This window comes from Roseateles sp. (genome assembly GCF_047654805.1).
Lineage (GTDB): Bacteria > Pseudomonadota > Gammaproteobacteria > Burkholderiales > Burkholderiaceae_C > Pelomonas.
In genome coordinates, this window is the sequence record NZ_JASGIV010000001.1 from 4,034,158 (window position 1) to 4,050,172 (window position 16,015).

At 63.9% G+C, this 16,015-nt stretch carries 11 protein-coding genes; all 11 read right to left on the minus strand.

The annotated features are described in order from the left end of the window. Positions 1-4: 4 nt before the first annotated feature. The 11 genes from QM732_RS18300 to QM732_RS18350 all read right to left on the minus strand — a co-directional run bounded on the left by QM732_RS18300 (position 5) and on the right by QM732_RS18350 (position 15,804). Positions 5-4,762 carry a glutamate synthase-related protein gene (locus QM732_RS18300; protein ID WP_415657526.1) on the minus strand — a complete coding sequence of 1,586 codons (4,758 nt, stop codon included), beginning with the start codon at positions 4,760-4,762 and terminating at the stop codon, positions 5-7. 137 nt (positions 4,763-4,899) lie between these two features. Further along, entirely contained in the window at positions 4,900-5,607 is a 708-nt protein-coding gene (locus QM732_RS18305; RefSeq protein ID WP_415657527.1) for an REP-associated tyrosine transposase, read from the minus strand. A gap of 73 nt (positions 5,608-5,680) precedes the next feature. After that, positions 5,681-6,832 carry a deoxyguanosinetriphosphate triphosphohydrolase gene (locus QM732_RS18310; protein WP_415657528.1) on the minus strand — a complete coding sequence of 384 codons (1,152 nt, stop codon included), beginning with the start codon at positions 6,830-6,832 and terminating at the stop codon, positions 5,681-5,683. Continuing rightward, entirely contained in the window at positions 6,819-7,913 is a 1,095-nt protein-coding gene (gene aroB / locus QM732_RS18315; RefSeq protein WP_415657529.1) for a 3-dehydroquinate synthase, read from the minus strand. The genes QM732_RS18310 and aroB overlap by 14 nt, the downstream gene beginning before the upstream one ends. Before the next feature lie 58 nt (positions 7,914-7,971). After that, positions 7,972-8,532 (minus strand): shikimate kinase, encoded by a 561-nt coding sequence (locus tag QM732_RS18320; RefSeq protein WP_415657530.1) that lies wholly within the window; start codon positions 8,530-8,532, stop codon positions 7,972-7,974. Position 8,533: 1 nt separating this feature from the next. Continuing rightward, positions 8,534-10,489, minus strand: a complete 1,956-nt coding sequence (locus tag QM732_RS18325; protein WP_415657531.1) for an Ig-like domain-containing protein — start codon at positions 10,487-10,489, stop codon at positions 8,534-8,536. 212 nt (positions 10,490-10,701) lie between these two features. Continuing rightward, positions 10,702-12,912, minus strand: a complete 2,211-nt coding sequence (gene pilQ, locus QM732_RS18330) for a type IV pilus secretin PilQ (protein WP_415657532.1) — start codon at positions 12,910-12,912, stop codon at positions 10,702-10,704. Then, the gene (locus QM732_RS18335) at positions 12,909-13,433 is read right to left on the minus strand and encodes a pilus assembly protein PilP (RefSeq protein ID WP_415657533.1); all 525 of its coding nucleotides are present in this window, start codon (positions 13,431-13,433) and stop codon (positions 12,909-12,911) included. Before QM732_RS18335 ends, pilQ begins: the two co-directional genes overlap by 4 nt. Beyond that, on the minus strand, positions 13,430-14,119 hold the full coding sequence (locus QM732_RS18340) for a type 4a pilus biogenesis protein PilO (protein ID WP_415657534.1): 690 nt from the start codon (positions 14,117-14,119) through the stop codon (positions 13,430-13,432). The genes QM732_RS18335 and QM732_RS18340 overlap by 4 nt, the downstream gene beginning before the upstream one ends. 6 nt (positions 14,120-14,125) lie before the next feature. Further along, the gene (locus tag QM732_RS18345) at positions 14,126-14,728 is read right to left on the minus strand and encodes a PilN domain-containing protein (protein WP_415657535.1); all 603 of its coding nucleotides are present in this window, start codon (positions 14,726-14,728) and stop codon (positions 14,126-14,128) included. Next, complete coding sequence (locus QM732_RS18350) at positions 14,725-15,804, minus strand: pilus assembly protein PilM (protein WP_415657536.1); 1,080 nt, start codon at positions 15,802-15,804, stop codon at positions 14,725-14,727. The genes QM732_RS18345 and QM732_RS18350 overlap by 4 nt, the downstream gene beginning before the upstream one ends. Between the last annotated feature and the right edge of the window lie 211 nt (positions 15,805-16,015).

Genomic DNA, 16,015 nt, shown 5'->3' on the forward strand with positions numbered 1-16,015 from the left:
CTCCTCAGACCTTGGCTGCTGCAGGCGCCTTGGCCTGAGCGATGGTGGTGGCGGCTTCCTTGGCAGCATTGATCTCGCCCAGGGCCCGGCGGTATTCGTTCGGGAACACCTTGACGAACTTGGCACGCGACTCGGCCCAGTGGTCGAGGATGTCGCGGGCGCGCTGGCTGCCAGTCCAGCGATGATGGTCTTCCAGCAGCTTCTTCAGGATGGCTTCGTCGGTCTGCGGCTCGCGGTCGACGCCATCGACGGCCTTGGTGCGGTGCCAGATCGCCTTGTCGACCCCGGCCTCCTGCTCCTGCGCAGTCATCAGCTTCTCCAGCGACACCATGCTTGTATTGCAACGCTTGGCGAAATGGCCATCCTCGTCATAGACGTAGGCGATGCCACCGCTCATGCCGGCGGCGAAGTTGCGGCCGGTCTTGCCCAGCACGGCGACGGTGCCACCGGTCATGTACTCGCAACCATGGTCGCCGGTGCCTTCGACGACCGCCGTCGCCCCCGACAGCCGCACCGCGAAACGCTCGCCGGCCACGCCGCGGAAGAAGGCCTCGCCGCGCGTCGCACCGTACAACGCGGTGTTGCCGACGATGATGTTCTTCGTCGCGTCGCCACGGAAGTCGATGCTGGGGCGCACCACCACGCGGCCACCGGAGAGCCCCTTGCCGGTGTAGTCGTTGGCATCACCGATCAGGTAGAAGCTGATGCCCTGAGCCAGGAAGGCGCCGAAGCTCTGGCCACCCGTGCCTTCCATCTGGATGAAGATGGTGTGGTCAGGCAGGCCCTCCGGCTTGCGACGGATCAGCTCGCCCGAGAGGCGTGCACCGACGGAGCGGCGCACGTTGGTGACCTCCTGCATGAATTGCACCTTCTCGCCCTTGTCGAAGGCGGGCAGGCACTTCTCGATCAGCTTCACGTCGAGCGCGCGGTCCAGGCCGTGATCCTGCACATCGTTATGAATGCGGGACACGTCGGCCGGCACATTGGGGCGGTGGAAGATGCGGGCGAAGTCCAGGCCCTTGGCCTTCCAGTGCGAGATGGCCTTCTTGGTGTCCAACCAGTCCGAGCGGCCGATCAGTTCGTCGAACTTGCGCACGCCGAGCTGGGCCATGATCTGGCGCGCCTCCTCCGCGACGAAGAAGAAGTAGTTGACGACATGCTCGGGGCGGCCGGTGAACTTCTTGCGCAACACCGGGTCCTGCGTGGCGACGCCCACCGGGCAAGTGTTCAGATGGCACTTGCGCATCATGATGCAGCCCTCGGCGACCAATGGTGCGGTCGCGAAACCGAACTCATCGGCGCCCAGCAGCGCGCCGATGACGACGTCGCGACCGGTCTTCATCTGGCCGTCGGCCTGCACGCGCACTCGGCCACGCAGACGGTTCAGCACCAGCGTCTGTTGCGCTTCGGCGAGGCCGAGCTCCCACGGCGTGCCGCAGTGCTTGATGGAGCTCCAGGGCGAGGCGCCCGTACCGCCGTCGTGGCCGGCGATGACGATGTGGTCGGCCTTGCACTTGGCCACACCGGTAGCCACCGTGCCGACGCCCACTTCGGACACCAGCTTGACCGACACATCAGCCTGCGGATTGACGTTCTTGAGGTCGTGGATGAGCTGGGCCAGGTCCTCGATCGAATAGATGTCGTGGTGGGGTGGAGGGCTGATGAGGCCCACACCGGGCACCGAATGACGCAGGAAGCCGATGTACTCGGACACCTTGCCGCCAGGCAACTGGCCGCCCTCGCCGGGCTTGGCACCCTGTGCCATCTTGATCTGGATCTGGTCGGCGCTGACGAGGTACTCGGTCGTGACACCGAACCGCCCCGAGGCCACCTGCTTGATCTTCGAGCGCAGGCTGTCACCGTCCTTGAGCTCGTAGTCGGTCTCCATGATCTTGTGACCGAGCACGTCGCCGACCTTGCTGCCGCCGACGATCTTGATGCCCTTGAGTTCGTTGCGATAACGGGCCGGGTCCTCGCCGCCCTCGCCCGTGTTGCTCTTGCCGCCAATGCGGTTCATGGCAACGGCCAGCGTGGCGTGGGCCTCGGTGGAAATGGAGCCCAGCGACATCGCGCCGGTGGCGAAGCGCTTGACGATCTCGGCCGCCGATTCGACCTCGTCCAACGGCACGACCTTGGCCGGGTCGAACTTGAACTCGAACAGGCCGCGCAGCGTCATGTGGCGCTTGCTCTGGTCGTTGATGATCTGGGCGTATTCCTTGTAGGTCTCGAACTTGCCGCTGCGCGAGCTGTGCTGCAGCTTGGCGATGGCGTCCGGCGTCCACATGTGCTCCTCGCCACGGGTGCGCCAGGCGTACTCGCCACCGGTCTCCAGCATGCTGTCCAGCAGCGGGTCGTCGCCGAATGCACCTTCGTGCATCCGGATGGCCTCCTCGGCCACCTCAAACACGCCGATGCCGCCGACTTGCGTGGCCGTGCCGCGGAAGTACTTCTCGACGAAGTCCGCCCTCAGGCCGATGGCCTCGAAGATCTGCGCACCGCAGTAGGACATGTAGGTCGAGATGCCCATCTTGGACATGATCTTGGACAGGCCCTTGCCCACTGCCTTGATGTAGTTGTAGCGGGCCTGCTCAGCCGTCAACTTGGCCGGGAGCTCGTCCTTCATGGCCTCAAGCGTTTCGAGGGCCAGATAGGGGTGGACGGCTTCGGCGCCATAGCCGGCCAGCACGGCGAAGTGGTGCACCTCCCGCGCAGTGCCAGTCTCGACGACCAGACCGGCTGTCGTTCGCAGTCCTTCACGTACCAGGTGATGGTGCACCGCCGACAGCGCCAGCAGCGCAGGGATGGCGACGCGGTCCTGGCTCAGGTGGCGGTCCGTGATGATGAGGATGTTGTGGCCAGTCTTGATGGCGTCCACGGCCGAGGCGCACAACGAAGCCAGTTGGGCTTCGACACCGGCACGTCCCCATTCGCGCGGATAGGTGATGTCCAGCTCGCTGGGCTTGAACTTGCCGTTCGTGGGCGCCTCGATGCCACGCAGGCGAGCCATGTCGTCGAAGTCCAGGATGGGCTGGCTGACTTCGAGCCGCATCGGCGGGTTGATCGCGTTGATGTCCAGCAGGTTCGGCTTGGGGCCGATGAAGCTGTTCAGCGACATCACGATGTTCTCGCGGATCGGGTCGATCGGCGGGTTCGTGACCTGCGCGAAGAGCTGCTTGAAGTAGTTGTAGAGCGGCTTGTTCTTGCCCGACAGCACCGCGAGCGGCGAGTCGTTGCCCATGGAACCGATGCCTTCCTCGCCATTCGCGGCCATTGGCGCGAGCAGGAACTTGATGTCCTCCTGCGTGGTGCCAAAGGCCTGCTGCCGGTCCAGCAGCGTCGTCGTGAAGCCAGGACGGGCGCCCTCGGGCACGGCGATGTCATCCAGCTTGACACGGACGTTCTCGATCCACTGTCGGTAGGGGCGCGCATTGGCGAACTGGTTCTTCAGTTCCTCGTCGTCGACGATGCGGCCCTGCTCCAGATCGATGAGGAACATCTTGCCGGGCTGCAGGCGCCACTTCTTGACGATCTTTGCCTCGGGGATGGGCAGCACACCGGATTCGGAAGCCATGACGACGAGGTCGTCGTCCGTGATGCAGTAGCGGGCCGGACGCAGGCCGTTACGGTCAAGCGCGGCACAGACTTGGCGGCCATCGGTGAACGCCATGGCGGCGGGGCCGTCCCAGGGTTCCATCATGGCCGCGTGGTACTCATAGAAGGCGCGGCGGCGCTCATCCATGCCCTCGTGCTGTTCCCAGGCTTCCGGGATCATCATCATCGCGGCATGTGCCAGCGGATAGCCGGACATGGTCAGCAGCTCGATGGCGTTGTCGAAGGTGGCCGTATCGGACTGGTGCTCAAAGCTGATGGGATAGAGCTTCTTCAGATCGTCGCCCAGGACCGGCGACTTCATCACGCCTTCGCGGGCGCGCATCCAGTTGAAGTTGCCCTTGACCGTGTTGATCTCGCCGTTGTGGCAGACCATGCGGTAGGGATGTGCCAGCGGCCACTCGGGGAAGGTGTTGGTCGAGAAGCGTTGGTGGACGAGCGCAATGGCAGAAACGACGCGGTGGTCGGCCAGATCGATGTAGTACTTGCCGACTTGGTCGGCCAGCAGCAGGCCCTTGTAGATGACCGTGCGGCAGCTCATGCTGGGCACGTAGTACTCGCGGCTGTGCGTGAGGTTCAGCGCCTGGATGGCGCTGGAGGCGGTCTTGCGGATGACGTAGAGCTTCCGCTCCAGCGCATCGGGCACGATGATGTCGGGCCCGCGGCCGATGAAGATCTGGCGGATCACCGGCTCCTTCTCGCGCACGGTAGGCGACATGGGCATGTCGCGGTCCACCGGCACGTCGCGCCAGCCGATCAGCACCTGTCCTTCGGCCTTGATGGCGCGGGCAAGCTCCTGTTCGCAGGCCAGGCGGGAGGCATGCTCCTTGGGCAAGAAGATCATGCCCACGCCGTATTCGCCGGGCGGTGGCAGGTTGATGCCCTGCTTGGCCATTTCCTCGCGGTAGTACTCGTCCGGGATCTGGATCAGGATGCCGGCGCCGTCGCCCATCAGCTTGTCGGCGCCCACCGCGCCACGGTGGTCCAGGTTCTCGAGGATCTTCAGGCCCTGCTGGACGATGTTGTGCGCCTTGTGGCCCTTGATGTGCGCCACAAAGCCGAGACCGCAGGCATCTTTTTCCTGGGTCGGCCGATAGAGCCCGTGTTCGGCAAGGTCTTGGATCTCGGACTGAATCTGCGCGGCGTGGCTCATGGCGCCCTCCTGGAACACAACAGGGCGCGAGCGTACTGCAGCGCAGCAAATGCAGCAACTTGATTAAAATGGGGTCGGAGTCAAATTATAAAACAATATGCTCGAATTGGAGGTTAAATGGGGTCATAGTCAATGCACTAGGCTCCGCCAGTCTCAGGCACCGCCTTGCGCGGACGACCGCGCGGTCGCCTGACGACGACATTCCCATGGTCGGCGGCCAATGGCTTCAAGAATGCGTCGCTCCCGATGGGGCGGCCGCGCAAGGCCGCGTCAGTGAACTGAGCCTGTTCCTGCGCCGAGACCCCCTGTCCCATGAACTCGCGATAGGCGTGCTCGCGTTCAAAGGGTGTGTTGCCCATGGACCAATACAGTTCATGCTCCGTGATCAGCGGCTGCCGGCTCATCCCGAGGTGATGTGCCGCACTGGACCATGGCCACTGGTCCGGCTCCGCGCAAAGCCCTGCACGCACCGGGTTGGACTCGATGTATCGCATGCAAGCCAACAGATGTCGCTCGCCCTCGACGATCCCCGCACGAAAGCGCCCTTCCCAGAGTGTGCCGCTGCGCTGGTGCCGGGCATTGAACCAACCGACATAGCGCCGGCCCAGCGCCTGCATTGTGCGGCTGAGGGCTTCCGCTGTCGGAGGCGTCAGCAGCAGATGGACATGGTTGTCCATCAGCACATAGGCATGGACCGCCACACCATAGTGAGTGGCCACCTCGCCCATGACTCCGAGCAGTTGCTGGCGATCTTGGTCGCTTTGGAAGATGGCCTGACGGTTATTCCCGCGCAGGATGATGTGATGGGCCTGACCTGGCAGGATCAGGCGGGGAAGTCTGGCCATGGGAGGCTCTTTCGGTGACGCTCGAGGCGAGACACCCAGGATAATCGACTCCGACCCCAATTTCAGGCATTGCTCAGAACAGACTTTTCCCGGTCAGGCGTTGGTGTTCGCGGATCGCAAACCGGTCCGTCATGCCTGCGATGTAGTCGGCACAAGCCCGTTGACTATCCCCACGGCCTGCGAAGTCGGCGGGCATCTGCGAGGCGTCGGTCGAATAGACCGCGAACAGATCGCGCAGCACCTGCTCGGCCCGCGCACGCGTGGATTGCACCTGTGCATGGCGGTACAGGTTCGCAAACAGGAACCGCTTGAGCGCCGTGCTCTTGGCTCGCATGCCAGCGCTGAAACGCAGCAGAGGTTGGTCGGCATGGCGGACCGCCTCGGGACTGACCAGATCCGCCTCGGCAAGGGCGGCGCGCGTCGCGTCGATGATGTCGTAGACCTGCGCGGACAGCATCCGGCGGATCGTCTCAAACAGCAGGCGCTTGCCAGAAAGGCTGGGGTGGGCATCTAGCGCGGAGCGCCAGTGCTCGCGCACGAGCTCGACCTCCAGCAACTGCTCCAGTTCGATCAACCCCGAGCGCACGCCATCGTCGACATCATGGGCGTTGTAAGCCACCTCGTCTGCCAGATTGCAGAGCTGGGCTTCGAGGCTGGGCTGGCCACCCGTCAGGAAGCGTGTCGCGATACCTCCAGGCTCCACCGCCTCGATCAGCTCGGCATTGCGGCGCGAGCAGTGCTTGAGGATGCCTTCCCGCGTCTCGAAGCAAAGATTCAGCCCGTCGAATTCCGGGTAGCGCTGCTCCAGATGATCGACGACGCGCAAGGATTGCAGGTTGTGTTCGAAGCCGCCATGCGCTCGCATGCAATCGTCGAGTACGTCCTGGCCGGCGTGCCCGAAGGGCGTGTGTCCAAGATCATGGGCAAGAGCCACGGCTTCCACGAGATCCTCGTCCAGGCCCAGGCTGCGCGCGATGGACCGGCCCAGTTGCGCCACCTCAAGCGAATGCGTAAGCCGAGTACGGAATAGGTCACCCTCGTGGTTGAGAAAGACCTGGGTCTTGTAGACCAGCCGACGGAAAGCCGTGCTGTGGATGATGCGGTCGCGGTCACGCTGGAACTCGCTGCGCGTCGGCGCGGCCGGCTCGGTCAGGCGTCGTCCGCGGCTGCGCGTCGGGTCGGCGGCATAGGCCGGACGCGCAACGGGCACTTCAGGCCGCCCCATGTGCAGCAAGCGTTTCGACGATGCGCGAGTCGGGCACTGCGTGCAGGCCGGCCCGACCCAGCTCCTCGATGAGCACAAAGCGGATCGCGCCGGCCTCGGACTTCTTGTCGACCCGCATCAGCGACAAATAGCGCTCGGCGCCCAGCCGCGGCGGCTGCGCGGGCAGGCCGGCGCGCTCGATGAGCACACGCAGCCGTTCGACGAAGGCCGCGGGCATCAGCCCCATGCGGTGGGACAGGTCAGCCGCCAGCACCATGCCGCAGGCCACCGCTTCGCCATGCAACCATGCGCCGTAGCCCAGACCGGCTTCGATCGCATGCCCAATCGTGTGGCCGAAATTCAGGATGGCGCGCAGTCCCTGCTCACGCTCGTCCTGGCCCACGACATCGGCCTTGATCTCGCAACTGCGCCGAACGGCGTAGGCGAGCACGGCTTTGTCCCGAGCCAGTAGCGCATCGAGGTTGTCTTCGATCCAGCACAGGAAGCCGGCATCCGCAATCGGCCCATACTTGATGACCTCGGCAAGACCCGCGCGCAGCTCGCGGTCGGGCAGGCTGTCCAACGTATCCAGATCGGCGACGACGCGCTCGGGCTGGTAGAAGGCACCGAGCATGTTCTTGCCCATCGGATGGTTGATCGCCGTCTTGCCCCCCACCGACGAGTCAACCTGGGCCAGCAGCGTGGTGGGCACCTGCACAAAGGGTACGCCGCGCATGTAGATGGCCGCCGCAAAGCCGGTCATGTCACCGATGACGCCGCCTCCGAGCGCGAACAGCACCGTCTTGCGGTCCAGCGCCTCCCCGAGCAGGTGGTCGCAGATGCGGTTCAGGCTGGCCCAATCCTTGTGCTGCTCACCGTCCGGGAGGACAACAAGGTCGACCCGCGAATAAACAGCCAGCAGCTGCCCCCGCAGCCGCTCGGCGTAGAGCGGTGCAACGGTATCGTTGCTGACAATGACCGCTGTTGCCGCCTTCGGCAGCCCCTGCCAGCTTGCGGCAGCGTCCAGCAGGCCGGATCCGATACGGATCTCGTAGTCTCGGTCGTCGGGGAGCTGGATGCGGACGGTATCGGTGGCAGGCATGCGCCGCAGTGTAAGAGCCGGCCTCCACGGCCGCCCTCCGCGTCCCGTCAAGCCGCCGTCAAAGCGGCTCGGCACCCACGGTCGCGGCGACGCGAGCCGGATCCAGCAGGCCCGCCAGCTCCAACTGCATCAGCGCCATGTTGACCAGGGCGTGCACCGAAGGCCGCGCACTCTCCAGCACATAGTGGGCGCAACGACGGTACAGCGGGTCGCGCTGGTGATGCAGCTCGCGCAGCCTGGCCAGCGGATCGCGCACCTGCAGCAAGGGGCGGGTCGTGTCGTGCCGCAAGCGGCGGAAGATGTCCTCGGGTGTGGAACGCAGATAGAGCACCGTGGCACCACTGTGCAGCAGCTCGCGGTTGCGCTCGCGCAGCACTGCACCACCACCTGTGGCCAACACGCGGTCCCCGGGCCTGGCGATCAGCTCCGCGATGACCTCGGTCTCAAGGTCGCGAAACGCCTCTTCGCCATGACGCTCGAAGAACTGCTTGATGCTGCCCCCAATGCGTTGCTCGATCTCGTGGTCCGAATCGACAAAAGGCACGCCGATCTGGCGTGCCAGTTGTTTGCCGACGGTGGACTTGCCACCGCCGGGCATGCCCACGAGAGCAATGATCAACTCACCTGGGGTCCGTGCAACTGCTGGAGCTGCCATAGGGGCTGACCTGGAAAGCGGGCGGCGGGGATTGCGTCGTGAGGTCACTCGCCGCAACTGGCAGCCAGGCGTAAGTCGACAGGTAGTCGGCGGCACTGGCGGGAGCAGCCAGCGACGGCAGCGCCACCGGCACGCCCAGCGGGTAGTAGGCCGGCGGGCTCAGAACACCGGCCGCGGTGACCGTGATCTTGTACTTGACCCAGCTTCCCAGATCCTTCGTGTACTCCAGCTGCAGCACCGCTACACCATTGGCGTCGGTCTTGGTAGAGCCTACCAGCGTGATCGACACGTCGGACTTGCGCGGATCGAGCTGCTTATTGCCGTTGATGTCCTCACCCACGTCAATGACGCCGTTGCGATTCAGGTCTTCGTTGACGCAGGTCGCAGCCAAGACGCCGGCCGCAGTCCCCGAACCGGTCGTAGCCCCACGCTCCCAGGTCTTGGTCACGTCGTTCCACTCCCACGTGCCCTTTCCATACCCACCAAGGTCCACGGAAGGAGTGATCTGCACGTCAGCCTTCGGGTTGCCAGCGGAATCCACGACCAGCACGGCAAACTTCTTCACATAGGTCATGCCGGAAGAACCATTGGAGATGGTGTTGTCCGTGCCGATGGAAATTGAGACCGGATTGGAAACAATGGTCAGCGTGGTAGTCAGCAGATTGCTCGCCGGGCAGTTGGCGACGGTCTCACTCGAAGTGAAGTCACTGGTCTTCCAGCAGGCTCGAACCGTGACGCCATTCGTCGGGCTGCTGACGGCGCCTGGCTTGTAGGTCGTGGAGGCGGTGCCCGAGGCATCGGACAACACCGAATTTACCCCCGCGCCTATGCTGCCGGTGCCGTTGTCGCCGATCGAGTCGAACAGCACGCGGACGTTGTTGATGGGCGCGTTGCCGCCATCTCGGAAGATGGCGTAGACCGACACCTGGTTGCTGGACGTGGCGGTGTTGACCGACACCACGTTCGCCGACAGGTTCAAGGTCTTGGACACCGGGGCCGTGGCGTTGGGCACCGTCGTCGAGCCGCCTGCAATGGTCACGTTCACCGTGGACTCCACCCCGCCGGCCTTGGCATTGATCTGCAGGTTGCCACCCGGCGTATTGGGCGCCGTGTAGGTGAAGAGATAGCCCCCATTCACATCGGTCGAACCCGACTGGCTGGCCAGGCCATTGTTGCCAGTCACGCTGATTGGAATGCCACGCATCGGATTGCCGTTCACGTCCGACAAGGTGTACTGCACCCTGTTCCCCGCTGCGCCGGCAGTCACCACGGACGGTACTGGGCTGGCCTGCGTGAATTGGCTGCCGGTGACCTGGAACGCCGCCGTGCTGGTCAGGGCGCCACTCGTTGCCGTCACCGTTACCGTGCGGTTGGAATGGTCCGCGCCGATGTTGACCGTGCCGCTGACCTGCCCATTTGTGCCGGTCTGAGTCGAAGACGCGATGACAAACGAGCTTGGGGCGGTGGTCGCAAGAGGAGGCCCGTCGGTCACCGACAACTGAATCGGAATACCGGACAGCGCATTCTGATTGCCATCGATGGCCGTGGCCGTGGCGACCACTTCCTTGCTGCCCGAGTTGTCAATGCTGAACGCGCTCAGGCTCAGCGTCAGGCGAGCGGCTTGCGGATTGCTCGGCGACGAGTTCTGGACAATGTTGAAGGTCACGGACTGCGAAATCGCCCCGGAACTGACCTTCAACGTGACCGGACGCACAGACGCGTCGCTACCCTGTGTCAGAGTGGCAGTCAGCACGCCCGTCGTGGCATCGGTGGCACTGCCGGCCGCCGTCACCACGGCGCCAGCATTGACGGTGAAGCTGACCGGTACGCCACCAACGGCGGCACGGTTGGCGTCGACGGACGTGACCGTGGCCGTGATCGAATCGGATCCTGAGTTAGTCATCGTGTTCTTGCTCAGCACGACAACAAGATCTGCCACAGTCCCGCCTGGGCCGCCGACAACAGGCGAGCCTGCGCCGCCGCCACCGCCGCCGCAGGCCGCAAGGGCTACTGCCAGCACACCACCCAGGAGTGCCCGCGCAGCGCGCCAACTCCAGACATCAAGCTTCGTCATTTCAGTTCGCTCCCATGTGCCGCGAATGCTAGGGCGGCACATCGTCAATAAAGAGTTGTTCAGCGCACCGTCGCGCGTTCGCTGACGACCTTGGGCGTCAGGAAGATCAGCAATTCGGTCTTGGACGTGGTGCGCGTCTTGTTCTTGAACAGATTGCCCAGCAGGGGCACGTCGCCCAGCACCGGCACCTTGTTCACCGTCTCGCCCTCGTCCTGGGTGTAGATGCCGCCGATGACGACGGTGCCGCCGTTCTCGACCAACACTTGCGTCTGAGCGTGCTTGGTGTTGATTGCATAGCCCTGGGGTGTCAGCGTGCCGCGGCTGTCCTTGTTCACGTCCACGTTCAGGATGACACTGCCCTCCGGCGTGATCTGCGGCGTGACCTCCAGCTTGAGGTTTGCCTTGCGGAAGGCAATGGAAGTCGCGCCACTGGCCGTTGCCACCTGGTAGGGCAACTCCTCCCCCTGCTCGATGATTGCCTTGACCTGGTCAGCCGTGATGATGCGCGGGCTGGAAACGATCTTGCCCTTGCCATCGGATTCGAGCGCCGACAGCTCCAGATTCAGGAACCGGTTGGCCGTAGCGCTGAACAGTGACACTGCAAACGTCTGCGCAACCGCGCCGGCGAAGCTGTCCGAAGAAACATTGGCGCCGAGGTTGACGAAGTTCGAATTGTTGTAGGCGCCGGGATTCGCACTGTTCGCCGGCAGCGTAGCCCCAGGCTGGTTGGTCTGGTAGGTGACGCCGTTGTAGTTGTTGCCGAAGGTCACGTAATTGCCGTTACCGACGCTGTAGCCCGGGATGCCCCCCTGCTGCCCACGCAGGTCATTGGCCCCCAGCTTGACGCCCAGCGCCCGCCCGAAGCGGTCGTTGGCCTCCACGATGCGCGCCTCGATCAACACCTGGCGCACCGGGATGTCGATCTTGACGATCATGGCCTGGATCTCTTCGAGCTTGCTCGGGATGTCGGACACGAACAGCTGGTTGGTACGGGTCTCGAAGATGACACTGCCGCGGGTCGACAGGATCCGGGTACCCGATCCCTGTCCACTGCTGCCACTGCCGCCGCCGCTACCACCACCGCCGATGGACTGACCCGTTAGTCCCTTGGCGATCTCCTCGGCCTTGACGTAGTTGAGCTGGAAGGACTGGTTGCGCACAGGCTCGAGCTGGGCAATGGCGGCCTTGGATTCGAGATCGAGCTTCTCCTTGGCGGCGAGTTCATCCTTGGGGGCGATCCAAAGCACGTTGCCGGACTTCTTCAGGCCCAGGCCCTTGGCCTGCATGATGATGTCCAGCGCCTGATCCCAGGGCACGTCCTTCAGGCGCAGCGTGACGCTTCCGGTGACGGTGTCGCTGGTGACAACGTTGAAGTTGGTGAAATCGGCAATGACCTGCAGCAGGGCGCGGACTTCGATGTTCTGGAAGTTCAGCGACAGCTTGTCGCCGGCAAAGCCCGGGCCTTGCGTCAGCTTGTTCGGGTCAATCTTCTGGGGCCTGACCTCCAGTACGAACTGGTTGTCGCTCTGGTAGGCGCTGTGCTCCCAATGGCCCTTGGGCTCGACGACCATGCGCACACGGTCGCCCATCTGCGTGGTCGTGACCATCTGCACCGGCGTACCGAAGTCGACCACGTCGATCTTGCGGCGCAGGTTCTCAGGCAGGCTGGAACGCAGGAACTCGACGACAAGATTCTGGCCCTGTTGCTGGATGTCCACGCCGACCTGATTGCTTGGCAGGTTGACGATCACCCGGCCTGCGCCGTCAGCACCGCGGCGGAAATCGATGTCTCGCAGCGCCTGCGATGTCGAGTTGAGGCTTTGAGCGAAGTGCACAGGCTCACCCTGCGGCTGAGCCTGCACCGGAGCCGCTTCCAGCACGACGACAAGGGCATTGCCCTCCAGCTTGGCCTGGTAGCCGGACGCACTGCGCAGGTTCAGCACGACGCGCGACCGGTCCCCCGCCTGTGCGATGCTGGCCGAGCGCAGATTGCCCTGGTTGATGTCGACCAGGTTGCGCCCGATGCCATTGACGACGCCGGGCAGGTCGATGGCGATGCGCGGCGGCGCCTGGACGGTGAAGCCCGTCGGCACCGCCGACAACGCCTCGCTCAGTTCGATGCGCACGACCTCGACGCCGGCCTGCTGGCTGGAGTTGATCGCGCGTATCTGCGTTTGCGCCCACGCTGCAGGCGAGGCCAGCAGCGCGAGTGCGAATCCCAGCAACCAGCCACGGCCCATCGACTTGCTCTCCTGCGTTGTCCTGTTCATCGTCCCTTCTCCTGTAGCTGGAGGGTACTGGTGCGCTCGATCCACTCGCCCGCAGCGTCCTGGACGACTTCTCGCAACGTGATCTCGGTCTCGCTGATCTTGGTGACGCGGCCGAAGTTCTGGCCGAGATAGTCCCCGGCCTTGACTTGATACAAGAGGTTGTCCACGCGCAACAGCGCATAGCGCCTGCTGTCACGCGTCATGCTGCCTACCATCGACATGGTGTCCAGCGGATAGGCCTCCAGCGGCTCCTTGCGGCGGCTGATCTCGGCCGTCAGCAGCGAGTTGGGCTGGGCCGCCTCCTGCTTGATCGCAACGCTGAGCTTCTGCGGACTGAAAGGGTCCACGCCCGCGCCGGACTCATAGGGCTGAGGCAGGAACTTCTTCGGTGGCAGCAGAGGCGGCACGGTCGCCTTGACCTCCTTGCGCTGCTGCTCCATCCATTGGCGCAGCTCGTCGATGTCACTGCCGCATCCGGCGAGCAGCAAGACGCCCGAGAGCGGGATCAGCAGGCGCTTCATTTCTTCTTGCCTCCGGCCTTGGCGGCTGCTTTGCGCTGCTCGGCCACCTCCGCGGAATCGAGGTAGCGATAGGTGCGCGCCGTCGCCTCCATGGTGAGGGGCCCGTTTGCATCACGCGCGCCGGCAGGCGCCACGACGATGAGGTTGTGCAGCGTGACGATGCGCGACAGGTTGGACACGTCGGCCGCGAAGGCGCCGATGTCGTGGTAGCGGCCCGACACCTTGACGGCGATGGGCAGCTCCGCGTAGTAATCCTTGATCACCACCTGGCCCGGACGGAACAGCTCGAACTGCAGCCCGCGTCCGACGCCTGCGCTGCTGATATCCGACAGCAGGGAATCGATCTCGGCCTTGCCGGGCAGTTGCTTCTCAAGCTGCGTCACGTACTCCTCGACTTGGCTCTTTTGCTTGCGCAGCTCAGGCAGGTTCACGGCCTGCGCCAGCTTGGCCTGGTAGTCCTGGCGTAACCGGGGTTCACGGTTGCGCTCAGCATCGAGGCCGGCCTCGACGTCCGACAGCAGGAAAAAATAGCCCACGCCGATGACGGCCAGCATCACGACCAGGGCAGATGCCAGCTTGGGCGCCAGCGGCCACTGGCCCGGCTCCTTGGGGTTGAGCCCCTGGAACTGGCCCGAGAACTCGGCGAACCAGGCGTTCAGGTCGATCTTGGATAGGGAGGTGGCCATGGTCGGTCAGCTCTTCTTCGGCGCGGAAGCACCCTGGGCGGCGTCGGATGGCGGCGCCTTGATCGAAACCTTCATCGAGAAGTCGAGCAACCTGCGGGCCTCACGCGTATTGGCGGAGACATTGGCCAGCTTGACTTCGATGAGATCGGGCTTGTCCAGCCATTCCGAGCTGCGTGAGACGTTGCGCAGGAACTCCGACACCCGCTCATTCGTCTGTGCAATGCCGTTGACCGTGACGACCTTGCTGTCCTGGCGAATGGCCGTCAGGTAGACCCCCTCGGGGGCCAGCCGGGCCAGATCGTTCAGCAACTGAACGGGCGTATTGCGGTCGGTCTGCAGGTCTTCCACGGCACGCTGACGTGACTTCAGCGAATCAATCTCGGTCTTCAGCTCGGCGATGTCCTTGATCTGAGCTTCCAGCCGGGAGATCTCGTTCTGGATGTATTGGTTGCGTGCCTGCTGCTCCGTCGTCAGGAACTGCAGCAGCAGGAAAATGGCCACGACGACGCCAGCCCCCACCAGGGCCGCCGCGCCCAAGCCGGCAAAAAAGGCCGTCTTGCGCCGCTTGCGCCGCTCTTCGCGGTAGGGCAGCAGGTTGATCAGGATCACTGGAAGAACCTCCGCATCGCGAGGCCACAGGCGGTCAGATAGGACGGCGCCTCACGACGCAGCTTGGACTCGCGCACGGCCGCCCCCAGGGCCATGTCCTCGAAGGGATTGACCACCATGCAGGCAAAGCCGGTCAGATCGGTCACGCGCTCCTTCAGTCCGGGCAGCGTCGCGGTGCCGCCGGCCAGCATCACGTAGTGCACCTTGTGGTGCGGCGTGCTGGTGAAGAAGTACTGCAGCGCCCGGCCGATCTCCTGTGACAGGCTATCGACGAAGGGATTGAGGACGCTGACCTCATAGTCCTCTGGCAGTTCGTTGGCGAGCTTCTTCTGCTCGGCCTCCTCGAATGAGAACCCGTACTGGCGCGAAATGAGTTGCGTCAGCTGCGATCCGCCGAAGGACTGGTCGCGGTCGTAGAGCAGCTCGTCATCGCGCAGCACCTTGAGACTTGTGGTGTCCGCTCCGATCTCGAAGAGAGCCACCAGCGCGTCCTTGCCCTCGTTGGGCAAGGCAGCGATCAGGCGCCCCATGGCCATGCGCGAGGCGTGCGATTCGATATCCAGCACGACGGGGCGCAGGCCGGCCGCTTCGGCCAGGCCCTGCCTATCCTGCACGCGGTCCTTGCGTGACGCGGCAATCAGCACCTCGACATCGCCGACCGAGGTCGGGCTGGGGCCGATGACGCAGAAATCCAGGCTGACCTCATCCAGCGAGAACGGGATGTACTGGTTGGCCTCGGCTTCGACCTGCAGCTCGAGCTCCTCCTCGCGCAGGCCGGCAGGCAGCATGATCTTCTTGGTGATGACGGCCGATTGGGGCATAGCCAGGGCGGCGTCGCGGGTCCTGCTGCCGCTGCGTGCAACGACACGGCGCACGGCATCGGCAACCTCATCGAACTTCTCGATCTGGCCGTCGGCAATCCACCCCTTTTCAAAGGGCTCGCTGGCGAAACGCTCGAGCACGAATTCGCCGCTCTTGGTCTGACTCAGTTCCACCAGCTTGACACTGGAGGAACTGATATCCAGGCCAATCAGCGCGGGGTGCTTGCGACCCAAAAGTGCGTCAAGTATTCCCATGCCCTTTGTTCCCGACACGCGAGTTACGTATCGGACTATTAATAAGTTACTTGAATGCTAGCAGCAAAGCCGTTGACGGCGAACGAAAAAACGGCCCGAGCTGGTAACGCCACGTTGCTAAACATACACGAATCAACGAACTTGCAAGCTCCTGAAAAACACATGGGATGCGGTCGTTTGACACACCATTTGGCACTGCGCTTCGTATACG